23 protein-coding genes are annotated in these 23,936 nt (G+C 72.6%); 3 read left to right on the top strand and 20 right to left on the bottom strand.

Features of this window, described 5'->3' with window-relative positions; translation table 11 throughout:
• Positions 1 to 113: 113 nt before the first annotated feature.
• The 17 genes from ABTY59_RS09460 to ABTY59_RS09380 all read right to left on the bottom strand — a co-directional run bounded on the left by ABTY59_RS09460 (position 114) and on the right by ABTY59_RS09380 (position 17,589).
• Positions 114 to 776 (bottom strand): response regulator, encoded by a 663-nt coding sequence (locus tag ABTY59_RS09460; RefSeq protein WP_352018303.1) that lies wholly within the window; start codon positions 774 to 776, stop codon positions 114 to 116.
• Positions 773 to 2,086 (bottom strand): sensor histidine kinase, encoded by a 1,314-nt coding sequence (locus ABTY59_RS09455; RefSeq protein ID WP_352018302.1) that lies wholly within the window; start codon positions 2,084 to 2,086, stop codon positions 773 to 775. Before ABTY59_RS09455 ends, ABTY59_RS09460 begins: the two co-directional genes overlap by 4 nt.
• An 85-nt stretch (positions 2,087 to 2,171) precedes the next feature.
• A complete protein-coding gene (locus tag ABTY59_RS09450; RefSeq protein WP_352018301.1) occupies positions 2,172 to 4,403 on the bottom strand; it encodes an FG-GAP repeat domain-containing protein in 2,232 nt (743 codons plus the stop codon).
• Positions 4,404 to 4,503: 100 nt separating this feature from the next.
• A complete protein-coding gene (locus ABTY59_RS09445) occupies positions 4,504 to 5,373 on the bottom strand; it encodes an alpha/beta hydrolase (RefSeq protein WP_352018300.1) in 870 nt (289 codons plus the stop codon).
• A 94-nt stretch (positions 5,374 to 5,467) separates the two neighbouring features.
• Positions 5,468 to 6,658: a kynureninase gene (gene kynU / locus ABTY59_RS09440; RefSeq protein ID WP_352018299.1), complete on the bottom strand. Its 1,191-nt coding sequence runs from the start codon at positions 6,656 to 6,658 to the stop codon at positions 5,468 to 5,470.
• Positions 6,651 to 7,508: a tryptophan 2,3-dioxygenase family protein gene (locus ABTY59_RS09435; protein ID WP_352018298.1), complete on the bottom strand. Its 858-nt coding sequence runs from the start codon at positions 7,506 to 7,508 to the stop codon at positions 6,651 to 6,653. The genes kynU and ABTY59_RS09435 overlap by 8 nt, the downstream gene beginning before the upstream one ends.
• Positions 7,509 to 7,705: 197 nt before the next feature.
• On the bottom strand, positions 7,706 to 8,119 hold the full coding sequence (locus ABTY59_RS09430) for a DUF3151 domain-containing protein (RefSeq protein WP_352018297.1): 414 nt from the start codon (positions 8,117 to 8,119) through the stop codon (positions 7,706 to 7,708).
• A gap of 15 nt (positions 8,120 to 8,134) precedes the next feature.
• Positions 8,135 to 9,682: an MFS transporter gene (locus ABTY59_RS09425; protein WP_352018296.1), complete on the bottom strand. Its 1,548-nt coding sequence runs from the start codon at positions 9,680 to 9,682 to the stop codon at positions 8,135 to 8,137.
• Positions 9,683 to 9,857: 175 nt separating this feature from the next.
• A complete protein-coding gene (locus ABTY59_RS09420; RefSeq protein ID WP_352018295.1) occupies positions 9,858 to 11,015 on the bottom strand; it encodes a MalY/PatB family protein in 1,158 nt (385 codons plus the stop codon).
• 64 nt (positions 11,016 to 11,079) lie between these two features.
• Entirely contained in the window at positions 11,080 to 12,102 is a 1,023-nt protein-coding gene (fbaA, locus tag ABTY59_RS09415) for a class II fructose-bisphosphate aldolase (RefSeq protein ID WP_352018294.1), read from the bottom strand.
• A 222-nt stretch (positions 12,103 to 12,324) separates the two neighbouring features.
• Positions 12,325 to 12,864, bottom strand: coding sequence for an orotate phosphoribosyltransferase (gene pyrE / locus ABTY59_RS09410; protein WP_352018293.1), 540 nt, complete (start codon positions 12,862 to 12,864; stop codon positions 12,325 to 12,327).
• 10 nt (positions 12,865 to 12,874) lie between these two features.
• Positions 12,875 to 13,660, bottom strand: coding sequence for an aldose epimerase family protein (locus ABTY59_RS09405; RefSeq protein ID WP_352018513.1), 786 nt, complete (start codon positions 13,658 to 13,660; stop codon positions 12,875 to 12,877).
• 34 nt (positions 13,661 to 13,694) lie between these two features.
• The gene (locus ABTY59_RS09400) at positions 13,695 to 14,555 is read right to left on the bottom strand and encodes an SRPBCC family protein (RefSeq protein ID WP_352018292.1); all 861 of its coding nucleotides are present in this window, start codon (positions 14,553 to 14,555) and stop codon (positions 13,695 to 13,697) included.
• A gap of 59 nt (positions 14,556 to 14,614) precedes the next feature.
• Entirely contained in the window at positions 14,615 to 16,339 is a 1,725-nt protein-coding gene (locus tag ABTY59_RS09395) for a spermidine synthase (protein WP_352018291.1), read from the bottom strand.
• A 75-nt stretch (positions 16,340 to 16,414) separates the two neighbouring features.
• Complete coding sequence (locus ABTY59_RS09390) at positions 16,415 to 16,933, bottom strand: DUF2617 family protein (protein ID WP_189803144.1); 519 nt, start codon at positions 16,931 to 16,933, stop codon at positions 16,415 to 16,417.
• Positions 16,934 to 17,150: 217 nt separating this feature from the next.
• Complete coding sequence (locus ABTY59_RS09385; RefSeq protein ID WP_352018290.1) at positions 17,151 to 17,369, bottom strand: hypothetical protein; 219 nt, start codon at positions 17,367 to 17,369, stop codon at positions 17,151 to 17,153.
• 52 nt (positions 17,370 to 17,421) lie between these two features.
• Entirely contained in the window at positions 17,422 to 17,589 is a 168-nt protein-coding gene (locus tag ABTY59_RS09380; protein ID WP_352018289.1) for a hypothetical protein, read from the bottom strand.
• A gap of 187 nt (positions 17,590 to 17,776) precedes the next feature.
• On the opposite strand from ABTY59_RS09380, the gene ABTY59_RS09375 reads away from it, so the two are divergent.
• The gene (locus tag ABTY59_RS09375; RefSeq protein WP_469531323.1) at positions 17,777 to 18,955 is read left to right on the top strand and encodes a pyridoxal phosphate-dependent aminotransferase; all 1,179 of its coding nucleotides are present in this window, start codon (positions 17,777 to 17,779) and stop codon (positions 18,953 to 18,955) included.
• Between the two features lie 70 nt (positions 18,956 to 19,025).
• On the opposite strand, the gene ABTY59_RS09370 is transcribed toward ABTY59_RS09375, so the two are convergent.
• Complete coding sequence (locus ABTY59_RS09370) at positions 19,026 to 19,562, bottom strand: YbjN domain-containing protein (protein WP_352018287.1); 537 nt, start codon at positions 19,560 to 19,562, stop codon at positions 19,026 to 19,028.
• 116 nt (positions 19,563 to 19,678) lie between these two features.
• Here ABTY59_RS09370 and ABTY59_RS09365 point away from each other — a divergent pair, with 116 nt between their 5' ends.
• On the top strand, positions 19,679 to 20,104 hold the full coding sequence (locus tag ABTY59_RS09365) for a hypothetical protein (protein ID WP_352018286.1): 426 nt from the start codon (positions 19,679 to 19,681) through the stop codon (positions 20,102 to 20,104).
• Here ABTY59_RS09365 and clpB read toward each other — a convergent pair.
• Positions 20,094 to 22,688 carry an ATP-dependent chaperone ClpB gene (clpB, locus tag ABTY59_RS09360; RefSeq protein WP_352018285.1) on the bottom strand — a complete coding sequence of 865 codons (2,595 nt, stop codon included), beginning with the start codon at positions 22,686 to 22,688 and terminating at the stop codon, positions 20,094 to 20,096. The two genes, ABTY59_RS09365 and clpB, sit on opposite strands and share 11 nt — an antisense overlap.
• Positions 22,689 to 22,810: 122 nt before the next feature.
• Between clpB and ABTY59_RS09355 the strand changes: the two genes are divergently transcribed.
• Positions 22,811 to 23,215, top strand: a complete 405-nt coding sequence (locus ABTY59_RS09355; protein WP_352018284.1) for a pyridoxamine 5'-phosphate oxidase family protein — start codon at positions 22,811 to 22,813, stop codon at positions 23,213 to 23,215.
• 104 nt (positions 23,216 to 23,319) lie between these two features.
• On the opposite strand, the gene ABTY59_RS09350 is transcribed toward ABTY59_RS09355, so the two are convergent.
• Complete coding sequence (locus ABTY59_RS09350) at positions 23,320 to 23,640, bottom strand: Rieske (2Fe-2S) protein (protein WP_030206166.1); 321 nt, start codon at positions 23,638 to 23,640, stop codon at positions 23,320 to 23,322.
• Between the last annotated feature and the right edge of the window lie 296 nt (positions 23,641 to 23,936).

Genomic DNA, 23,936 nt, shown 5'->3' with positions numbered 1-23,936 from the left:
GACCGACCCGGGTCTGACCGGCGCGGGCCTGACCGACGCGGGCCTGACCGCCGCGGGTCAGGCCTCGGGGGCGCGGACGCGGGCGGGGGCGGAGGCGGGGGCGCGGGCGGGGGTCAGCCTCCGACGCGGACCAGGCCCGCCTCGTACGCGAAGACGGCCGCCTGGGTGCGGTCGCGGAGGCCCAGCTTCACCAGGATCCGGCTGACGTGGGTCTTGATCGTCGACTCGGCCACGACGAGGTGGTCGGCGATCTCGGCGTTCGACAGGCCCTGGGCGATGAGGACCAGGACCTCCGTCTCCCGCTCCGTCAGCTCCCCGATCTGCGCCATCGCGGGCGGGCGGGGAGACACCCCCGGCGCCTTCGCGAACTCGGTGATCAGCCGGCGCGTGACGGTCGGCGCGAGCAGCGCCTCGCCGGCCGCCACGACCCGCACGCCGTCGGCGAGCTGCCGGGCCGAGGCGTCCTTGAGGAGGAAGCCGGAGGCCCCGGCGCGCAGCGCCTGGTACACGTACTCGTCGAGGTCGAAGGTCGTCAGGACCAGCACCTTCGCGTCCGCGTCGGCGGCGACGATCTCCCGGGTGGCGTCGATGCCGTTCAGCTCGGGCATCCGGATGTCCATCAGGACCACGTCGGGGCGGAGGGCGGCGACCTGCGCGATCGCCTCCCGGCCGTTGACCGCCTCGCCGACGACCTCGATGTCCGGCATCGCGCCGAGCAGCACGGAGAAGCCCTCGCGGACCATCATCTGGTCGTCGACGATCAGTACGCGGATCACTGCTCGGCCTCCTCGCGGCTCACGGGGACGAAGGCCGCCACCTCGTAGCCACCGTCCTCGGTCGCCGCGGCCGTCATCTCCCCGCCGAGCATCGTCACACGTTCCCGCATCCCGGTGATGCCGTGCCCCGCCCCCGGGGACGGCTTGACCAGTCCGCGCGCCGGCCCGTTGGCGATGCGCAGCCCGAGACCGCCCAGGACATAGCTGACCTCGACCTTCGCCGCCGCGCCCGGCGCGTGGCGGAGCACGTTCGACAGGGCCTCCTGGACGATCCGGTACGCGGAGAGCTCCACGCCCTGCGGCAGCTCGCGCACCGCGCCGGTCACCGTCTTGTCCACGTCGAGCCCGGCCTCGCGCACATTGGCGACGAGGGCGTCCAGGTCGCCGAGGGTGGGCTGCGGGGCGTCGGGAGCCTCGTAGTCCTCGGCCCGTACGACGCCGAGGATGCGGCGCAGCTCGGTCAGCGCGGCGACGGCGTTCTCCCGGATGGTGAGGAAGGCCTGCTCCAGCTCCGGCGGCGGGTTCTCCACCCGGTACGGGGCGGCCTCGGCCTGGATGGCGACCACCGACATGTGGTGGGCGACGACGTCGTGCAGCTCCCGCGCGATGGTCGTCCGCTCCTCCAGGAGGGTCCGCCGGGACCGTTCCTGCGCGGTGACGGTCTGCTGGGCGGAGACCTCGCGGTCGGCCTGGCGGCGGACCTGGAAGACGGTGACGGTGAGGAGGACGAGGGCCGCGACGAAGAGCATCGGGATCGAGTCGGTGCCGTGCCCGACGCCGAGGAACATCTCGCAGAAGAGGCAGTAGCCGGCGGTCACGAGCCACATCCACGCGGCCGTCCGGGGCCGGGTGCGGGCGGCGACGACGGCGAGGACCACCAGGTGCGCGGCGAGCGAGTTCGCGGCCCAGGGCCAGCCGCCGTCGTATCCGGCGATGTACCCGATGAAGGGGGCCGAGCCGAGCGAGGCCCAGAAGGCGAGCACCGGCCGGACCAGGGTGAGCAGCACGATCACGGCCGGGGCGGCGGTGGTCACGAACGCCAGGACACCGAAGGAGTAGTAGATGCGCTCGTACCCCACGGCGAAGACGATCACCGCGCAGAACGCCACGAACGCGTGCGGAAGGAGCCCCGCGTAGGTCCGTATCCGTGCGGGCAGGAAGCGCGTCGGACCGCTGTTCACGTCCATGCGGGGCAGCGGCCGGTAGGCGAAGGCGTCGTGGAAGAGGTCGGCGCGCAGACCGCCGAGCGCGTCCTGCGCCAGGCGGAACTCGGGGCTCCGACTCGTCTCGGTGGTCTGTGTCTGGGTCACACCGAAACGGTACGTGGGGCGGGGGACCCGGTCGTCCCGCTGGATGCGGATCCTTCCGGGTCCCCCTTGAGGACTAGAGCGAGGTTCAGGCGACGATGCCGACGTTGAGCCCGTTGTGCGTGAACAGGTCGGTCGCCTGGCGGCCGACGAACGGCGCGGTGGCGTTGCCCGTCGAGCGGTAGACGAACGCGCCGCCCGTCCCGTACGCGATCAGGTCGGGGCGCCCGTTGTTGTTGAGGTCGTCGGCGCCGATGAGCTGGGAGTAGGTGTTCCAGCCGGGGCCGACCTTCACGCGGGTGGAGAAGCCGCCCTTGCCGTTGCCCTGGTACAGCCAGAGGACGCCGCCGGCGTCGCGGGCGACCATGTCACCGGCGGCCGTGCCCGCGATGTTCCCGACGGCGGTGATCTGGTTGTAGATCTGCCAGCTGCCGCCGAGGCTCACGCGGGTCCCGAACGGCTTCGCGTAGTTGCCCGTGCCCTTGTAGAACCACAGGGTGCCGGCGGTGTCCGTGGCCACCAGGTCGGCACGGCCGTCGCCGTCGAGGTCCGAGCCGCCGGCGATCTTGGGGTAGATCTGCCATCCGGTGCCGATCTTCACCCGGTTGGCGAAGGTGCCGTCGCCCTTGCCGAGGTAGAGCCACTGCACGCCCGAGCCGTCGACCGTGATCAGGTCGCCGGTGGTGGCGCCGCCGACGTTCCCGACGGCCTCGATCTGCTTGTAGATCCCCCAGCCCGTGCCGATGCGGCTGGCACGGGTGGTCCTGACGTCGCCGTAGAGGGGCGTGTGGTCCCGCAGGTCCTCGCGCCACATGCCGCCCTGGGGGTCCCTGAAGAGGACGTCGGTGGACCCGTTGTCGTTGTAGTCGTGCGGGTTGTACGTCCGGGTGAGGTTCAGGACCGAACTCCGGTGGGCGGGTTCGCCGCTGCCGTCGAGCAGCGTCGCCTCGGCCTCGACGGCGTACTGGCCGTTCGGCGCGTCCACGGTCCCGTCCACTTCGTCGAACTGGCCGTGCCAGACGAAGGAGAACCTGGTGCCGCTCGCGGGCGCGGTCAGCCGCGTCGTGAACTTCCTGCCGGTGGCGAGGTGCGTGAGCGTGACGTCCAGGGTGGCGTCGGCACGCGACAGCGTCCAGGCCAGGGTCGTATAGCCGCCGGTCTTGTCGAGGTTCACCACGTCGGGCACGTCGACCTCGTCGATCGTCACCGGCAGCGAGGGCGTGCCCGTGACCGCCACCTTGGTGACCGTCGGGGTGCCGTCCTGCGCCGCCGCGACGCGGAACAGCCCGTCGCCGTCCCCGTCCCGGCTGCCGCGCAGCACCACGCTGCCGTCGGCGGCGGATGCCGAGGAGGACGCCGAGACGCCCAGCTCGCGAGTCTCGCCGCTGGTCAGGGAGACCGCCTTGGCGGGCGTGCCGGGCGCGCCGTACACCAGCCATTCGCCCATGAGCGCACTGTGCCACTCGTCGAGGTGGGGACCGAGGACGGTCTGCTTCTGCTCGCCCGTCGTGCGGTCGACGGAGGTGATGAAGTCGCCGACACCGGACTTGTAGTTGAACCAGGTGACGTGGGAGTCGGAGAAGTTCAGGCCGCCGTAGCCGTACCCGGACTCTTCGGAGGCGTACGTCGCCGTCACCGTCGCGGCCGCCACGTCGACCAGGGCCCGGCCGCCGGTCCGTGCGTCCATCGGTCCCGTCGCGTACGCGACGAGCACCGAACCGTCGTGGAGCGGCGAGCCGAAGAACTCGGTGGCGTCGGCGGGCAGGCCCGAGACTTTGCGGCTGGTCGTCGTGGTGCCGGTCTTGGTCACGACGTGCAGTTCCGCCTCGTCGTCCGCGTTGATCACCTGCGCGAGGACGCTCGTCGGGCTCAGCACGGCCACGAAGGTGCCCTGCAGCGCGCCGAGGTCGATGTCGACGCCCGGGGCGGAGGGCGTGGCCATGTTCCGCAGGGTGATCGAGCGGAACTCGGCGGACCAGCTGTCGTCGCCGAGGACGACCACGTCGCCGGCACCCATGGCCCAGCCTGCGGGCGTCTTGAGCCGGGTCGGGTTGCCGCCGCCGTACGGCGTCCACAGCAGCTGCCGGTTCCGGTCGGCGTCGAAGGAGTAGCTGAGGAAGCCGGTGCTGCCCGCGCCTCCGAAGGAGCTGCCCTCCGGGAAGACGGCGAGGCCGTCGATCGTCTGGGCGGCGGAGGCCGTGGTGGAGGCGGCCGCGAGGGCGGTCGGGGCGGTGGCCAGCGTGCCGGCGCCCAGAGCCGTGACGGCGAGGACGGCCGTGACGGCCAGGGCGAGCCGGGAGCCGGTGGAGCGGAGCTGCAAGGTGAAACCCCCACGAGGATGATCGGGTACGGGAGAGCCGCGCCCGATCAGACTCGCGATCCCTTCGAAGGGTTGTACGAGGGATCAAGGAACTCCGAGGTCACCAGGCCAGCTGCGCGATCTCCTCCGCCACCACCGCGCACGCGTCCGCCGCCGGGTCGATCAGGGGGAAGTGGCCGATGCCCTCCAGGAGCGTCAGGCCGACCTCCTCGCCCGCCTTCGCCGCCGCCTCCGCGTACGCCTCGGCCACCGCGTACGGGACGACGACGTCCTCGCGGCCCTGCACGACGGTCGTCGCGATGCCGGTCGGGAGGAGCACCGACGGGTCCGTGGCCGCCGAGCGGGCCGCGTACTCCCGCTCGCCGCCGAGCAGCTCGGTGACCGCGCCGCCGCACACCCCCAGCTCCACCGCCCGCCCGAAGTGGGCGATCGGGGCCAGGGCGACGACCCCGCGCAGCTCCGGCGGGGCGGGCAGCCGCCACGGGGAGCCGGCGGGCAGGACGTGCCGGGCGGCGGCCCACAGCGCGAGGTGGCCGCCCGCCGAGTGGCCGGTGAGGACGGTGCGGCGCGGATCGGCCTGCGGCAGGTGGGCGGCGGCGAGGTCCGGCACCGCGTCGAGCGCGGCGGCCACGTCGTCGAAGGTCTCCGGCCAGCGTCCCGCGACCGGGGCCGTGCCGCCCTGGTGCGGGAGGCCGGGGCCGCGCCGGTACTCGACGCTCGCCACGGCGAAGCCCCGGCGCGCCAGGAAGTCCACGAAAGGGGTCAGGTGCTGCCGGTCGTAGGGTGCCCGCCAGGCGCCGCCGTGCAGGGCGACGACGAGCGGGGCCCTGGTGCGTCCGTCGCGCGGGGCGTAGAAGTCGACCACCTGGTCCGGGTGGTCGCCGTACGCGGCGGTGGCGTCCGGGGCGACGGCCGGGTGCGAGAAGGCCGACGCCTCTTCGGCGGCATCGCGCGCGGCGGGGTCCGGCATGCTGTTCCAACCTCTCGGGTACGCGGCCGAATTGGCCTGACCTGCGGGGACGGTACCAGCCCCGGAGCCCCCGCAGATCAGGCGATCATCCGACCTACCGAAGAACCTCCGCGAGGATCCGCGCCGCCCGCTCCGCGTCCGCGAAGCCCACGTACAGCGGGGTGAAACCGAACCGCAGGACGTCCGGACGGCGCAGGTCGCCGACCACCCCGCGCTTGATCAGCTCCGGCATCACGGCGGCCGCGTCCGCGCAGCGCAGCGCCACCTGGCTGCCGCGCTCGGCGTGCGCTGCGGGGGTCACGGAGGTGACGCGGCCCTCGGGGACGTACGCCTCGACGCACTCCAGGAAGAAGTCCGTCAGGGCCAGGGACTTGGCCCGCACGTCCTCGATGCCGACCCCGTCCCAGACGTCGAGCGCCGCTTCGAGGGCCAGCATGGAGAGGATGTCGGGCGTGCCGACCCGGCCCCGGAGCGCGCCGGTCGCCGCCTCGTAGCCGGGGGTCATGCCGAAGGGGTCGGCGTGCGAGTTCCAGCCGGGCAGCGGCGAGTCGAAGGCGGCCTGGTGGCGCTCGGCGACGTACAGGTACGCGGGCGAACCGGGGCCGCCGTTCAGGTACTTGTAGGTGCAGCCGACGGCCAGGTCGACCCCGTGGGCGTCCAGGCCGACGGGCAGGGCGCCCGCGCTGTGGCACAGGTCCCAGACGGCGAGCGCGCCCGCCGCGTGGAGCGCCGCGGTGAGTCCGGGCAGGTCCTGGAGCCGGCCCGTGCGGTAGTCGACGTGGTTGACGAGCGCGAGGGCCGTGCGGTCGCTCACCGCGGCCGCCATGTCGGCGGGGTCGCAGGCCACGATCGCGTGACCCGTCATGCGCGCGGCGGACCGTGCGATGTACCCGTCCGTGGGAAAGGTCGTCGCGTCGACGAGGATCTCCGTCCGGTCGCCACCGCTCAGCCGGGCGGCGGCGACGACCGCCTTGAAGACGTTCACGCTCGTCGAGTCGCCCACCACGATCCGCCCCGGGGCGGCCCCGACGATCGGGGCGATCCGGTCGCCGATCCGCTCGGGCGCGGTCCACCAGCCGGACTCGTCCCAGGAGCGGATGCGCAGCTCGCCCCACTCACGGGTGATGACGTCGGCCATGCGGGCCGGGACGTGCGCGGGCAGCGCGCCCAGCGAGTTGCCGTCGAGGTAGACGGTCCCCTCGTCGAGGGCGAACTTCGCGCGGTGTCCGGCCAGTGCGTCGGCCGCGTCGAGGCGGGCGGCCTTCTCCTCGGGGGTCTCAGACATGGCTGCGGGCCGTCCAGAGCTCGGGGAACACGTTCTTCTGGGCCCGCTTCTCCAGCCAGGCCACGCCGGCGGAGCCGCCGGTGCCGGTCTTCGCGCCCATCGCGCGCCGGGTCGCCACCAGGTGGTCGTTGCGCCAGCGCCAGACCAGTTCGGCGACGTCGCTCAGCGCCTCGCCGAGCCGGACGAGCTCGGCGTTCTGGTCGGCGTCCGCGTATATCCCGGCCCAGACGGTCTCGACCTCGGGCGAGGGCTCGTACCGCTGCGCCAGGTCACGGCCGAGCACCGACGCCGGCACGGGCAGGCCGCGCCGGGCGAGGAGCCCGAGGACCTCGTCGTACAGGCTGGGCTCGTGGAGCGCCTTCTCCAGCTCGGCGTGGACGCGGGGCGCGCCCCGGTGCGGGACGAGCATCGACGCGGACTTCTCGCCGAGCAGGAACTCCATCCGGCGGTACATCGCCGACTGGAATCCGGAGCCCTCGCCGAGCGCCGCCCGGTAGGCGTTGAACTGGCCGGGGGTGAGCTGGGCGAGCGGACGCCAGGAGTGGTTGAGCGCCTCCAGCTCGCGCACGGAGCGCTTGAGCGCGTCCATCGCGACGGGCACGCGGTCCTCGCGCAGGGCCCGGCTCGCGGTCTCCCACTCGTGGACGATCACCGTGAACCACAGCTCCATGACCTGGGTGGTGACCAGGAAGACCATCTCGCCGGGGTCGTCCGAGCGCAGGTGCTGGAGGTGGGTGAGGACGTCCGCCTGGACGTAGTCCTCGTAGGGCGTCGTGCCCGCGAAGTCGAGGTTCGGGTCGTCGACGACCGATCCGGCTCCGGAGGCATCGGGAGAGGGGAAGGCTGACATTTCTGTCTCCTCGATACGTGCTACCGGGTAGCGGTCCGCTCCACCGTGTGCGCCACGGGAGCTCCGGTCCCCTCGGGAGGCGGGCTTCTTCGCGCGCGTCCCAAGCGCATCATGACACGAATCGGAGTTCGATCAACAGGGACGCCCCCTCCCCCGTACGAGGGGGGAGAGGGCGTGTCCGGACGGGCGGCGGGCCGTCAGCCGAGCGTCTCCGCGGCGGTCTGGGAGGAGTCCCGCAGGAAGGTCGTGCAGCGCTCGTACTCGTCCTTCTCGCCGATCTCGCCGGCCGCCCGCGCGAGGGCGTGCAGCGCGCGCAGGAAGCCGCGGTTCGGCTCGTGCTCCCACGGCACCGGGCCGTGGCCCTTCCAGCCGCTGCGGCGCAGCGCGTCCAGGCCGCGGTGGTAGCCGGTACGGGCATAGGCGTACGACTCGACGACCGCGCCGCGCTCGTAGGCGTCGTCGGCGAGCCGGGCCCAGGCGAGCGAGGACGTCGGGTACTTCGCGGCGACGTCCGCCGGCGCCGTACCGTTCGCGAGCAGCTCGCGCGGTCCCGGGTCGTCGGGCAGGTGGGTGGGGGCCGGTCCCCCCAGGAGGTTCTCGTGGATGGCCATGGGCCCCAGTCTGCCTCAGGAGCCCGCCCCGCCGTCCCCTTCCCTGGCAGGGGCGTCCCGGCCGGCGTCCCCGTCCCCGGCGGGGCCCGCCTGCTTCGTGCGGGCGTCCTGCCGCCCCGGGTCGAGCGGCGGGGAGGTCACCCCGCAGTGGACCTTGCACTCCGGGTGACAGTCCGCGGGCTCGGCCGGGGTCCGCATCGTCGTCCAGGCGAGGGCCGCGCCCAGCACCAGGATCCCCGCGCACATGGGCATCGCCCGCCGGAAGGTCTCCCCGAACTCCTCCGCCGAGCGGTACGCCTCCGGACCCATCCCGGCGAGCAGCGGCAGCGCGGCCACCGCGATCAGCCCCGCCGCGCGGGCCGCCGCGTTGTTGATGCCGCTCGCGAGGCCCGCCCGGGACACGTCCACCGAGGCGAGGACCGTCGCGGTCAGCGGGGCGACCAGGGCCGTCATGCCGAGCCCGAGCACCAGCATGGCCGGCAGCACGTCCCGTACGTACGAGGCGTCCTCGCCGACCCGCAGCATCAGCAGCATCCCCGCCGCGCACATCAGCGGCCCCACGGTGAGCGGGATCCGGGGCCCGATCCGCTCCCCCAGCTCCCCGGACCGCGCGGAGAGCAGCAGCATCAGCACGGTCGTCGGCAGCATGGCCATGCCCGCGCCGAGCGCCGAGTAGCCGGCGACCACCTGCAGCTGGAGGGCGGCCAGGAAGAAGAAGCCGCCGAACGCCGCGTACACGCACAGGGTGACGAGGTTGACCGCGGTGAACAGGCGCGAGCGGAAGATCGACGGGGGCACCATCGCCCGCTCCCCGCGCCGCCGCTCCACCGCGACGAACCAGGCCCCGACCGCGACCCCGGCCACCCCGGCCCACCAGGCCGCGCCGATCAGGGCGTACGTGACGAGTGCGAGCCCGGCCGCGCCCAGGACGGCGCCGAGCACGTCGAAGCGGCCGTGCGCGGTCTCGTCCCGCGACTCCGGCACGTGACGGAGGGCGACGGGGACGCAGACGGCGGCGAGCGGCACGTTCAGCAGGAACACCCACCGCCAGCCCGGACCGTCCACCAGCCAGCCGCCCACGAACGGGCCGATCGCCGCGCCGACCCCGCCGAAGCCCGACCAGAGGCCGACGGCGCGCGCCCGGTCGTCCTCGTGGAAGCTGGCCTGGATCAGGGCGAGGGAGCCGGGGGTGAGCAGCGCCCCGCCGACGCCCTGGAGGGCGCGGGCGGCGATCAGCACCCCGGCGTTCGGGGCGAGCCCGCACAGCAGGGACGCGAGGGCGAACCACACCACGCCGACGACGAAGACCTTCCGTCGGCCGAAGCGGTCGCCGAGGGAGCCGCCGAGCAGGATCAGCCCTGCCAGGGTCAGCATGTAGGCGTTGACCGTCCACTGGAGGACGGCGAGGTCGGCGCCCAGGTCCTCGCCGATGTGCGGCAGGGCGACGTTGACGACGGTCGAGTCGAGCAGGGCCATCCCGGACCCGAGGACGGTGGTGAACACGATCCACCGGCCGGTCCCGGAGGCCATCCGCACGTCCCGCACGCCCGTACCCACACCCATGTCTGCATGGTCCCGCGAAGCGGGACCCGCCGCGCGCGCAGGTCCTCCCCCAGCGCCTCCGCCGCCCCGACCCGGACCCCGGGCTCAGGCCGCCCCGAGCGCCTCCGCCGCCCGGACCCGGACCCGGGCGCAGGCCGCCGCCAGCGCCTCCGCCGCCCCGACCCGGACCCCGGGCTCAGGCCGTCCGGAGTCGGTCCGCCGCGCGGACCAGCGCGGCCACGCCCCGCTCGGCCTTGCTCCGGGTGCAGCCGACGTTCAGCCGGACGAAGCCGGGCGTGCCGTACACCCCGCCCGGCATGATCGCGACCTTCTCCACCGCCACCAGCTCCTCCTGGAGCCGGGTCTCCTCGATCCCGAGCGGCCGGAGGTCGATCCAGGCCAGATACCCGGCCTGCGGAGGCGTCCAGTCCACGCCCGGCAGCTCCGCCAGCCGCTCCCGGACCAGGCCCATCGTGCCCGCGACGTAGCCGCGCAGTGCGTCCAGCCAGGCCGCGCCCTGCCGGTAGGCGGCGATGTGGGCGGTCAGCGAGAGCACCGCGGGCGAGGCGAGCCCCTCGCCCGTCTCCATGCGCCGGACGAACGCCTCCCGCTCGTCGGGGTCGCCGATCACGCCGTACGAGCCGGAGAGCGCCGGGAAGTTGAAGGCCTTCGTGCCGGAGGTGACCAGGGCCCAGCGGCGGCCCCGTCCCCTCTCCGCGATCCGGGTCCAGGGGACGTGCCGGTGGCCGTCGGTCGTCAGGTCGGCGTGGATCTCGTCGCTGACGACGGCCGCTCCGTGCCGCTCGGCCAGCGCGGCGAAGCCCTTGAGCTCCTCCTCCGTCCACACCCGGCCGGTCGGGTTGTGCGGGGAGCAGAGCAGCAGCATCCGGCTGTCCGGGCGGGCGAGCTCCCGTTCCAGGGCCTCCGGGTCGTCGAGCGGGACGCCCCGCAGCTCGCGCCCGAGCCCGGTGACCGCCTTGCGGAAGCCGTCGTACGTGGGGGTGTGGACGACCACCCCGTCGCCGGGGGCGGTCCACATCTGGAGGAGCTGCGAGAGCTGGGAGAGCACGGAGGGCGCGTACACCAGGGTGTCGGGGTCGATCTCGGCGTCGTACCGGCTCGCGTACCAGTGGCGGATCGCCTCGCGGAACTCCCCGAGCCGCCAGTCCGTGTAGCCGAAGACCCCGTGGTCGACGCGCTCGCGCAGGGCGGCGAGGACCTCGGGCGGGGAGGCGAAGTCCATGTCGGAGATGGTGAAGGGCAGCAGGTCGGGGACGCCGAAGCGGTCCGCGATGCCGTCCCACTGGACCGACCAGGTCCCGTGCCGGTCTATCTCCCGGTCGAAGTCGTACATCGGTCCTCCCTGGACGCACGAGGGCCCGGCACCTCGGGAGGTACCGGGCCCGTCGTTCACCTGACTACTTCAGCTTCGTGCCGGCCGAGCGCAGCGCGACGCAGGCCTCGCCGACGCGCTTGGCCATGCCGGCCTCGGCCAGCTTGCCCCAGGTGCGCGGGTCGTAGGTGGACTTCTTGCCGACCTCGCCGTCGACCTTCAGGACACCGTCGTAGTTGCGGAACATGTGGTCCACGACCGGACGGGTGAAGGCGTACTGGGTGTCGGTGTCGAGGTTCATCTTCACGACGCCGTTCTCCAGCGCGGTGGCGATCTCCTCGGCCGTGGAGCCCGAGCCGCCGTGGAAGACGAAGTCGAACGGGTCGGCCTTGCCGAACTTGGCGGCGACACCGGCCTGGAGGTCCTTGAGGAGCTCGGGGCGGAGCACCACGTTGCCCGGCTTGTAGACGCCGTGGACGTTGCCGAACGAGGCGGCGAGCAGGTAGCGGCCCTTCTCGCCCAGGCCGAGGGCCTCGGCCGTGCGGATCGCGTCGTCGACGGTGGTGTACAGCTCGTCGTTGATCTCGTGGCTGACGCCGTCCTCCTCGCCGCCGGTCGGGGTGATCTCGACCTCAAGGATGATCTTGGCGGCGGCGGCCTTCGCGAGCAGCTCCTGGCCGATGGCCAGGTTGTCGGCGAGGGTCTCGGCCGAGCCGTCCCACATGTGCGACTGGAACAGCGGGTTCAGGCCCTTGGCGACACGCTCGGCGGAGACGTCGAGCAGCGGGCGGACGTAGCCGTCCAGCTTGTCCTTCGGGCAGTGGTCGGTGTGCAGGGCGACCGTGATGTCGTACTTCGCGGCGACGATGTGCGCGAACTCGGCCAGGGCAACGGCGCCCGTGACCATGTCCTTGCTGTGCTGACCGCCCAGGAACTCGGCACCGCCGGTCGAGATCTGGATGATGCCGTCGCTCTCGGCCTCCGCGAAGCCGCGCAGCGCAGCGTGCAGGGTCTGGGACGAGGTCACGTTGATGGCCGGGTAGGCGAACTTGCCTGCCTTCGCCCGGTCGAGCATCTCGTTGTAGACCTCGGGGGTTGCGATGGGCATTCGTCCGCTCCTTGTGATGTGCGGGGTGTGTGCGTTGCTGTCCCTGACCTAGGGGCGACGTCATCGTCGCCGCCCATCTTTCCAGACTCTTGTGCGGGCTCCCACGGGCACGGCACGACGAGGGGCGGGGTGTTTCACGTGAAACACCCCGCCCCTCGGCAAAAACGCAGGTCAGAACCGCCCTGGCGGGGGTCGAGGACCTAAGTCACGACTTCGCGGCGGTTACGCCAGGCCAAGATCCCCGAGCTGGTAGCGCGTGAGGTACGGGAGACCCGCCTCGGCGATGGCTCCGGCGGCGCCCCGGTCCACGATCGTGGCGACGGCGACGACCTCGCCGCCCGCCTCGCGGACGGCCTCGACGGCGGTCAGCGGCGAGCCGCCGGTGGTCGAGGTGTCCTCGACCACGAGGCAGCGACGGCCCTTGACGTCCGTGCCCTCGATACGGCGCTGCATGCCGTGCGCCTTCTGCGCCTTGCGGACGACGAAGGCGTCCAGGCGCTGTCCGCGCGCGGCGGAGGCGTGCAGCATCGAGGTCGCGACCGGGTCGGCGCCCAGCGTGAGCCCACCGACGCAGTCGAAGTCCAGGTCGGCAGCGAGGTCGAGCATGACCTGACCGACCATCGGCGCGGCCTCGCCGTCCAGCGTGATGCGACGCAGGTCGATGTAGTAGTCGGCTTCCAGACCCGAGGAGAGGGTCACCTTGCCGTGCACCACGGCCTTGTCCTTGATCTGCTGGAGCAGCTCAGCGCGTACGTCAGTCATGCCCCTGAGCTTAAAGCCGCCGCCAGCTCCAGGTGCTCTCGACCTCCAGGGGGTCGATCGGGGTGACCAGACGCGGGAGGGTGTTGAGGCCGTTCGGCGGGCCGGACTGCGGCTCGACGCAGACCGCCTCCTCGGGCTCGTCGTAGATCACGACCCACTCGGCGCGGCTCGCGACCTTCAGCTCCAGCTCCTCCGGCCAGGTGAGGGTGACGTCGACGCCGCCGGGCATGCCGAAGCAGTCGTCCCAGGGTCCGGGGAGCGGGTCGATGCGGCGGCCGGTGGGGAGGTGGTTCCCGCCGCGCTCCTCCTGCCAGGCGGGCGTGAAGTCGAGCCGTACGTCCTGACCGCCCCGGCCCAGGTTCCGCAGGAACCACGGGTGCCAGCCTGCCTGCGCCGGGAAGGAGACCTCGTGGGTCTCGACGCCGAAGCGCAGGGTGAGGGAGTCCTCGGACAGCTCGAAGACCTGGGTGACCCGGCCCTTGTACGGCCACGGGTCGTCGAGCTCGCAGGTGAACACGGCCTCGGTCTCCGAGCTCCGGGCGAGCGTCCAGACGCGGTCGCGGACGGTGCCGTGGATGGCGTGCGGGGCGGCGTTGACCGGCAGCTGGTGCGTGGTGGCGCCGTTGCGGAAGAGACCGTTCTCGGTCCGCCCGCACCAGGGCGCCATGGGGAAGCACCCGTACCGCTCGCCTTGGCGCAGCACCTCGGTGCCGCCGATGCGCAGGCTCTCGATCCGGCAGCCGTGTTCGGGGTTGATGGTCAACTCGGCGTCGCCCGCCGTCAGTCGCGTCTGCATGCTCACGCCCCGACCCTAGCCGTGATGGGGCCGTTCAGCGGCGGCGGCGCAGCGCCCGGCCGACGACGACGGCCGAGGCGAGCGCGAGGGCCGCGGCCGGGGCGATCCAGCGCAGGGTGGCGCCGGCGCTCGACGTCTCGGGGGCGGGCACGGGGGCGTACCGGCCGCGCGGCGGGGCGTGGTCGACCTCCTCGGCGCTCCGCCCGATCATGGTCCGGCGGGCGTGGGCGGCCTCGGCGGCGGGCTGCGGGGCGGGGAACTCGATCGGCGCGTCTCCCGGGCCTTCGCCCAGCCCCTCGCCCGGCCCCTCGGCGAAGTCCTCGTCGAGGAGCGGTTCGAGGGAGGACGGCGGGACCGGTGCGTCGAGGACGCCGTGCCGGTGGGGCTCCTCGACGCCGTCGTCGACCCCGTCGTCGTCGACGGCCTCCTCGGTGGCCTCCTCGGTGGTCTCCTCCGGCTTCTCCGGCTCCTCCGCCAGAGCGGCCAGCGCCTCCACGAACCTGTCGAGGAGCTTGGCGCCCGCCGTGGAGCGCGCCTCGTCCGTGGCGTCGGCGAGCCGGCCGGCCGCCGTGAGGGCCCCGGTGAAGCTCAGGCTGGTCCCCTCGGCCACCGGGGTGAGGACGACGGTGAGGGACACCTCGGCCGAGCCCTTGCCGCGGGCCTCGGTGCCCTCGCCCTCGTAGGTGATGGCACCGTCCCGCTCGACGACCCGCAGGGCGCCCCGGTAGGTGATGGTGTTGCCGCCGACCCGGACCTTGAGCCGGCCCGTGAGGGGTCCGGCCGCCGCGTCGGCGTCCCGCTGGAGACCGGGCACGCAGCGCACGACGCGGGCCGGGTCCGTGAGCGTCGCGCGCAGGGCCTCGGCCGGGACGGGAACGAACACCTCATGCTCCATGAAAGCCGAGCCTACTCAGGGCGGGGCGCGGCGTCGCCTGTTTGCACCCGGCGAACGGGTCAGGCCACGTACCGCGGGTGCACCAGGGTCGAGGGCGGCTGCTCGGCGCCGCGGGTCCGCTCGGCGCGGCGCGCCGCGCCCTCCAGGCTTCCCGCGCCGAGCGAGCGCAGCCGGGGCGCGTCGGGGGCGAGACCGAGGACGGGCGGCCGGCCGCCCCGTACGGCCAGGAGGAAGCCCCAGTCCCCCGGCCCCCGCTCCGTACCGCCGGTGCGGTCGGCGCGGTCGGGTCCCGCGGCGAACCCGGGCGTGCGGCCGGTCGCGCTGTACGGGCGGGTCGCGAAGCCGGCGGCGCGCAGGGTGGCGTCGACGGTCCAGAAGGTGCGGGGCCGGTCGGTGACCGATCCGGCGTGCACGGCGAACCGGCCGGTCTCGCCGAGCACCCGGGCCACCAGTCCGTAGAACTCCTCCGAGTAGAGCTTGGTGCTGGGGGTGATCCCGGGGTCCGGCAGATCGGAGATCACCACGTCGTACCGTTCCTGCAGACGATCGGCGGCGCCCCTGAGCCAGCGGAACGCGTCCGCGTAGACCACGTGGACGCGCGGGTCGCGGAAGGCCTGGGCGTTGAGCGCGGCGAGCGACGGGTCCGTACGGGCGAGGCGGACGACCCCCGGGTCGAGCTCGACGACGGTGACGGAGCGGACCCCGTCGTAGCGCAGGGTCTCCCTGGCGGCCATCCCGTCGCCGCCGCCGACGATCAGCACGCGCGCGTGCGCGCCGTTCATCGCCGGGTGCACGAGCGCCTCGTGGTAGCGGTACTCGTCGCGGCCGGCCACCCGGAGGCGCCCGTCGAGGAACAGGTCGGGCGGCTCCGTGCGGCCCCCGGTCACCACGACCTCCTGGAGGTCGGTGTGGACGGCGACCCGCACCGACTCCCCGTACACGGCGCGGCGCGCGGCCTGTTCGAAGTCGTCGACGAGGACCGTCGCGGTGGCGAGGACGGTCAGGACGCACAGGTTCACGGCCAGGAGCAGGGCCCGGGAGCGGCGGGTGAGGTCGCGCCGGAAGACCCACAGGACGAGGCCACCGCCCGCGACGGCGTTGACCGCGCCGGTGACGAGCGCACCGGTGAGCTGGCCGAGCCAGGGCAGCAGCAGGAACGGGAAGGCGAGGCCGCCGACCAGCGCGCCCACGTAGTCGGCGGCGAAGAGGTCGGCGACGGTCCCGGCGGCGTCGTCCTGCTCCCGCTCGGCCCGCCCCGCCCGGCCCGCGCGCCCGGAGGGGCCGGCCGTCGCCGTCTCGGCCGGGGAGCCGGGCACACCGGCGCGACCCGCCCGCTGTATGAGCGACATCAGGAGCGGGATCTCGGCCCCGATGAGCACCCCGATCGCGAGCGAGAACGCCACCAGCACGTACCGCGATTCGCCGAGCCAGGCGAAGGACGCGTACAGCACCATCGCCGAGCAGCCGCCGATCAGCGCGAGCCCGGCCTCGACGAGGCCGAAGCCGACGGCGGCGCGGCAGCGCAGCCGCTTGGCGAGGAGCGAGCCCACGCCCATCGCGAAGACCATCACGGAGAGCACGACGGAGGCCTGGGTGACCGAGTCGCCGATCAAGTAGGAGGCGAGGGCGACCAGTTCGAGCTCGTAGACCAGGCCGCAGGCGGCGCAGACGAAGACGACCGCGAGGACCGGGAAACGCACCGCCTCGCGCGGCGGCCGCACGGACCGCCGCGGGGGCGGCCGGCGCACCCTCGTGGGTGGCATGGTCACGGTCGGCTCGATCATGTCCGTAACGCTACGTCACGACTGACGCACCCCTTGTCACCCACACGAGTGCACATGGAGCCCTGGGAGGGCGCATCAGAGCGTTGCGGGCATACGTGCGCCGATACGGGTCCTGGTCACCACCAACTGCCCTTCCTGCGGGTAGGCGTGCCAGGTGCGCCAGCGCACCTGGCCCTCGTGACGCTGCGCCAGCATCGCCGTGAAGGCGTGCGGGGAGCCGGGGAAGGTCCCCGCGAGTCCATTGGGATGGTCGGCGACGAGCGCGAGCAACTCCTGCGCACGGCCCGCGAAGGAGCCGTGCGAGAGCGTCTCGACGCGCGCCGCGAATTCGTACTCCCATTCGCCGACGCGCTTGGAGACGCCGAGCGGGAGCGGGGTGCTGCTGCCGGGCATGCAGGCCACGGTCTCCGAGCAGTGGCGCCCCTCCTCCTCCAGGAGGACCTGATGGGAGGCGCCGAGCAGCCTCAACTGGAGCTTGGCTCCGGAGAGTTCGAGGTCGAGCACGGCGAGCGCGGGCAGCGGCTCGCGCCCGAGGGCCCAGGCCAGGTCTGCCGCGCGCGTATCGGTGTAGGAGGTCTTCAAGGTGGTGAGCATGGGTCGGCTCCGCAAACACGGTTTGACGGGTGGGCCGGGGGCGCCCCGGAGAAGGGTTCTGCGGGAGTGGGGAATCGCCGGCTCGGGTCCACACACGGTCCGAGGGCTGTCTCTGTCAGGAGCGAGAGAACCACGTACGTCGGGCGACTCGCAGCGTTTTTACCCAACTTGCCGTGTTTTCCAACCCCTTCGGGGACCCAACAGTTCACTTGTTCACTCAGCTGCCGCCACCGCAGCCGCCCCCGCCACAGCCGGACCCGCAGGAGCTCCCCGACCCGCAGGAGCTGCCCCCGCCACAGCCGCCCCCGCCACCGTCGGCCCAGTTGCTCCCGCTCCGGCCCTTGCGCCCGCCGCGCCGCCTGCTCCCGCCCTTGCGGGTGCCGGAGAAGAGTCCGATCACCACGAGCGCGAAGACGATGAAGATCACGAATTCCATCAGTACTACCCCCGTTCTTCTGTGCGAGGGGGATGCCCGGTCCGGCACCCCGTCAAAGCCGACTTGAGCGAGTCCAGAGCTTCAGCTGCACGAGGAGCCGGAGCACGAGGACGAGGAGCAGGACGAGCTGGAACACGACGACGAGGAGCAGGAGAAGGAGGAGGACGAGGAGCAGGAGGAGGACGACGAGGACGAGGAGGAGGACGACGATCCGGCCCACCAGCTGTCGCTTCCGCCGCTCCGCCCCGTCCCGCTCGTCCCCCTCATCCCGCTCGCGACGAGCCCTACCCCGAAGGCGATCACGGCCGTGATCCCGAGGATGAAGAATGCGATGTCCATGCCAGGGCGATCCCCGCTCCGACGCGCGGTCAAAGCGCACTTGAGCAAGTCCAGAGCTTGGCCCCAGGATGGCCGTCATGACACGACCGCTGCTCAATCGCCGCCTCGCCGAGTTCGGGACGACGATCTTCGCCGAGATGTCCGCGCTCGCCGCCAGGACCGGGTCGATCAACCTCGGTCAGGGCTTCCCCGACACCGACGGCCCGGAGGAGATCCGGGAGGCGGCGGTCCGCGCGCTGCGCGCGGGCCACGGCAACCAGTACCCGCCCGGCCCCGGCGTCCCGGAGCTGCGGTCCGCGATCGCCGACCACCAGCGGGAGCGGTACGGCCTCGGCTACGACCCCGACACCGAGGTCCTCGTCACGGCGGGCGCCACCGAGGCGATCGCGGCGGCCCTGCTGGCCCTCGTCGAGCCGGGCGACGAGGTGATCGCCCTGGAGCCGTACTACGACTCGTACGCGGCCTGCATCGCGATGGCCGGCGGCACCCGGGTGCCGGTCACCCTCCGGCCCCACGAAGGGCGCTACGTCCTCGACCTGGACGAACTGCGGGCCGCCGTCACCGACCGCACCCGGCTGATCCTCCTGAACACCCCGCACAACCCCACCGGCACGGTCCTCACCCGGGCCGAGCTGACCGCCGTCGCCGAGCTGGCGATCGAGCGGGACCTGCTCGTCGTCACGGACGAGGTGTACGAGCACCTGGTGTTCGACGGGGCCGAGCACCTGCCGGTCGCGAGCCTCCCCGGGATGCGGGAGCGCACGGTCACCATCGGCTCGGCCGGCAAGACCTTCTCCTTCACCGGCTGGAAGGTCGGCTGGATCACCGCGAGCCCCGAACTGACCTCGGCCGTCCGCTCGGCCAAGCAGTTCCTCACCTACGTCTCCTCGGGCCCCTTCCAGTACGCGGTCGCCGAGGCCCTCCGCCTCCCCGCCACGTACTTCGACGCCCTCCGCGCCGACCTGCGCGCCAAGCGGGACCTGCTCAGCGAGGGCCTCGCGCAGGCGGGCTTCGAGGTCTACCGCCCGGCCGGCACCTACTTCGTCACCACCGACATCCGGCCCCTCGGCGCCACCGACGGCTTCGCGTTCTGCCGCTCCCTGCCGGAGCGCGCCGGCGTCGTCGCCATCCCCAACGCCGTCTTCTACGACCACCGCGAGGCCGGCGCCCCCTTCGTCCGGTTCGCCTTCTGCAAGCGGACCGAGGTCCTGGAGGAGGCCGTCTCCCGCCTCAAGCGCCTCGCCTGAGGCCCGCGGCCACGCGAAAGGAGCCCGGCCTCACGGCCGGGCTCCCTGTCGTGTGCGGGGGTGCGGGGGCTCACGCCTCCTCGTCGCCCGCGGCCTTCTCCTCGGAGGACTCCAGGCCGAACTGCTCGACGATCCACTTGTCGAACTCGATGGAGGCGCGGACCCAGCTGACCGTGGAGGACACGAAGTGCTCCAGGGCGACGCCGGTGCCGATCAGCATCTGCGCCTCGCCGATCAGGCGGAGGGTGGCGGAGCCGTCCTCCTCCTCGTGCAGGTGCGTGTACACCTTCGGCCACAGGGTGCGGCGGTTCCAGTCGTCGATCGCGTCGAGGATCTTCGCGCGGTCGTCGGCGGCGTGCGGGCGGTCGTAGAACGTCCGCACCGAGAAGACCTGCTGCTCGCCCTCGCCGCGGAACATGAAGTACGTGCGGAACTCCTCCCACGGCGCCGCGAGGTCACCCTCGTCGTCGACGACGTACTTGAGTTCCATCTGCTCGAGGAGCTGCTTGACGAGGTCCTGGTCGGGGACGACGGGGCCCGCCGGTCCTGCGGCCTGAGGCTGGGGCTGGCCCCCGAAATTCGGAATCGAGGACGGGTCGATGCTCACCGTTATTTCCCTTCGTACGGATGCTCGCCATCCTCCCCCATCCCGGGCGGTACGTGGCAAGCCCCGCTGGTCCGGAAGCGGCAAGATCCGCTGCCAGCTGACATGATCTCGGACCCATGGGGGTCGCGAAGAGGAAAACGCGGTGGTGGGTCTGGCTCGTCGTGGCGCTGGTCGCGCTCTGCGGTCTGCCGGTCACGCTGCTGATGTGGGGTGCCTACTCGTTCAGCCAGGCGGGGAAGCCGCAGCCGGTGGACTGCGCCGCGGCGATGCAGTTCGCGCACGGCCGGCTTCCGGCGGACGCCGAGGAGGCCCGGTGCACCGAGGCCCACTGGCAGGACTCCTTCGTCACCGTGGACTTCCGCCTGCCGCGCGCCGGGGTCGCCGACTGGCTGGAAACCACCTACCCGGGCGCCAAGGCCCCCGCCTCGTGCGACGGGGACCTGTGCCGGGACACGGACTTCGGCCAGGCGCTCTACGTGAGCGTCGAGGTGGCGTACGAGGGTGACGCCGCCCTCGTCCACCTCACCGCCTTCAACGTGTAGCCGCGCCCACGATCAGACCGTCCTCGAAGCGGTCCACCCGGACCGTGTCGCCGTCCACGACCTCGCCCGCGAGGATCTCCCTGGCCAGCCGGTCGCCGATCGCCGTCTGGATCAGACGGCGCAGCGGCCGCGCACCGTACGCCGGGTCGTTGCCCTCCTCGGCGAGCCACTCCAGGGCCTCCGGGGTGACGTCCAGGGTGAGGCGCCGCTCCGCGAGCCGCTTGGCCAGCCGGTCGATCTGGAGCCGCGCGATCCGGCCCAGCTCGGCCCGGTCGAGCGCCGAGAAGACCACCAGGTCGTCCAGACGGTTGAGGAACTCGGGCTTGAAGCTCGCCCGCACGACGTCCAGGACCTGCTGCTTCTTCACGTCCTCCGAGGTCAGGGGCTCGACCAGGTACTGACTGCCCAGGTTCGACGTCAGGATCAGGATCGTGTTGCGGAAGTCCACCGTCCGGCCCTGCCCGTCGGTCAGGCGTCCGTCGTCCAGGACCTGGAGCAGGACGTCGAAGACCTCCGGGTGGGCCTTCTCCACCTCGTCGAGCAGCACCACGCTGTACGGGCGGCGGCGGACCGCCTCCGTGAGCTGGCCGCCCTCCTCGTAGCCGACGTAGCCGGGGGGCGCGCCGACGAGCCGGGCGACGGAGTGCTTCTCGCCGTACTCCGACATGTCGATGCGGATCATGGCCCGCTCGTCGTCGAAGAGGAAGTCCGCGAGCGCCTTCGCCAGCTCCGTCTTGCCGACGCCGGTCGGGCCGAGGAACAGGAAGGAGCCGGTGGGCCGGTCGGGGTCGGCGATCCCCGCGCGGGTGCGGCGCACCGCGTCGGAGACGGCCCGCACGGCCTCGGACTGGCCGATCAGCCGCTTGCCCAGCTCGTCCTCCATGCGGAGCAGCTTCTGCGTCTCGCCCTCCAGGAGGCGGCCGGCGGGGATGCCGGTCCAGGAGCCGACCACGTCCGCGATGTCGTCGGGGCCGACCTCCTCCTTGACCATGGTGTCCTTCGACGATTCCTGCTGGGCCTCGGCCTCGGAGGCCTCCTCCAGCTCCCGCTCCAGGCCCGGGATCTCCCCGTACAGCAGCTGGGAGGCGGTGTCGAAGTCGCCGTCGCGCTGGGCGCGCTCGGCGCGGCCGCGGGTCTCGTCGAGGCGCTCCTTCAGCTCGCCGACCCGGTTGAGGGACTGCTTCTCCTTCTCCCAGCGGGCGGTGAGGCCGCGCAGCTCCTCCTCGCGGTCGGCGAGGTCGCGCCGCAGCTTCTCCAGGCGCTGCTTGCTCGCCGCGTCCGTCTCGTTCTTCAGCGCCAGCTCCTCCATGCGGAGCCGGTCCACGGAGCGCTGGAGCTCGTCGATCTCGACGGGCGAGGAGTCGATCTCCATGCGGAGCCGGGAGGCGGCCTCGTCGACGAGGTCGATGGCCTTGTCGGGCAGGAAGCGGGAGGTGATGTACCGGTCGGAGAGGGTCGCGGCGGCCACCAGGGCGGAGTCGTTGATCTGCACCTTGTGGTGGGCCTCGTACCGGCCCTTGAGGCCGCGGAGGATCGCGATGGTGTCCTCGACGGTCGGCTCGGCGACCAGGACCTGCTGGAAGCGGCGCTCCAGGGCGGGGTCCTTCTCGATCCGCTCGCGGTACTCGTCGAGGGTGGTCGCGCCGACCATCCGCAGCTCGCCGCGGGCCAGCATCGGCTTCAGCATGTTCCCGGCGTCCATGGCGGAGTCACCGCCGGCGCCCGCGCCGACGACCGTGTGCAGCTCGTCGATGAAGGTGATGATCTGGCCGTCGCTCGCCTTGATCTCGGAGAGGACGGTCTTCAGGCGCTCCTCGAACTCGCCGCGGTACTTCGCGCCGGCGACCATCGCGCCGAGGTCGAGGGAGACCAGCCGCTTGTTCTTCAGGGACTCCGGGACGTCGCCCTTCACGATCCGCTGGGCGAGGCCCTCGACGACGGCGGTCTTGCCGACGCCGGGCTCGCCGATGAGGACCGGGTTGTTCTTGGTGCGGCGGGACAGCACCTGGACCACGCGGCGGATCTCGTGGTCGCGGCCGATGACCGGGTCCAGCTTGCCCTCGCGCGCGGCGGCGGTGAAGTCCGTGCCGAACTTCTCCAGCGCCTTGTACTGCCCCTCCGGGTCGGGTGTGGTCACCCGGCGTCCTCCCCTGCTCTTCTCGAACGCGTCGAGCAGCTTCGATGCGCTCGCGCCCTGCGCGTCGAGGATCTCACCGGTCGGGCCGCCCTTGGCCGCGATCGCGACGAGCAGGTGCTCGGTCGACAGGAAGTCGTCGCCGAGCTCCTTGGCGCGCTTGTCGGCGTCGGCGATGACGGCGAGGAAGTCGCGGCTGGGCTGCGGGGGCGCGACCGTGGATCCGGTGACGCTCGGCAGGCCGCCGAGCAGCCGCTCCGCGCCGGCGCGGACGACGGCCTGGTCGGCGCCGACGGCGGCGAGCAGGTCGGTGATGTTCTCGTTGTCCTGACCGGCCAGGAGGGCGAGCAGGAGGTGGGCGGGGGTCAGGTCGGCGTGTCCCTCGGACACGGCGCGGCTGCTCGCCGCGTTGATCGCGTCCCGGCTCCTGTTGGTCAGTTCGGCGTCCACGTGCGGTGCTCCTCCTCGAACGTCGTGGGTCCACTGTCTCTATGACCCTTCCAACGTACACAAAGTTGAGCCTATTCCGCTCAAGGTATCGGAGGGAGTTCCGTCACGGGTAGTTTCCGGGCATGGCCACAGACCCCAGGAACCCGTCCGACTCGTACCTGAGCTTCTGGCGCGAGTACCACATGTGCACCCTGACCACCCCGCGCCCCGACGGCACGCCGCACGTCGTCGCGGTCGGCGTCACGTACGACCCCGAGGGCGGGTACGCGCGCGTGATCACCAACAAGAACAGCCGGAAGGTCGCCCACGTCCTGGCGGCGGGCGCGGACGGCGCGCGGGTCGCGGTCTGCCAGGTCGACAAGGGGCGCTGGGCCACCCTGGAGGGCGTCGCCCGCATCCGCACGGAGGCCGAGACGGTCGCGGACGCCGTCGCCCGCTACGCCGAGCGCTACGGCCGCACGCCGGCCCCGAACCCGGACCGGGTCGTCATCGAGATCGCCCTCACCCGGGCGATGGGCCGCGCCTGACCATCCGTACGGGAACGCACAGCGGCGCCATCGCGTTTCAGGTCCGCGATGGCGCCGCTGTGTGGGGGAAGTGCCGGAGCGATCTACAACGACGGGGGAATCGCTCAGGCACTGCGGGGGGTGGCGGTGATGGTCTCGGGCTCGATCAGCTGGTGGTCCCGCTGGTCGAGATTGACGAAGATCATGCCGTACCGGATGGCACAGCGGATGGGCTGTGGAGCGCCTCGGGGGCGGCGCAGACAGCGGTACGCTCGGACGTCCTCGTCCTGCTCACGGGCGACGACGATCGGCTCTCCGAAGAGAGTGACCTTCAGCGAGTCGCCACGGTGGGGGATGGCCGTGGCGAGATCGACGAAGTGCCAGCCGGAGCGATAGGCCGAGGCCATCTCCCGGCGGAACCGGCGATCGTCGGGCGGGACGCTCACGCCCCCGCACCTGCCTGGATGGAATCCCACGTCGGCTCCGAGACTCCCGTCGGCGTGAAGTCCCACGTCGGCTCGCCGGGGGAAGCGACGACGTGGTGCGCGGGAGCGATGTCCCACGTCGGCTCACCGACGGCAAGGACGCCGAGAGTAGCCGCGGCAGCGAAAGCTATGCCGCCAAGTGCACGAACCATCCTGGTCATGGCCGATCTCCACCTCTTTTAATCATTACCTCCCCCGCGTAGAAGACGATGGCCCACTCCGACCCCTTCCACCAGCAGTGCCAGGCATCATGTTCC

The sequence above is a fragment of the Streptomyces sp. NPDC096079 genome, assembly GCF_040303145.1.
Lineage (GTDB): Bacteria > Actinomycetota > Actinomycetes > Streptomycetales > Streptomycetaceae > Streptomyces.
Note: the sequence above shows the minus strand (reverse complement) of the source record. Positions and strands in the feature narration are given on the sequence as shown.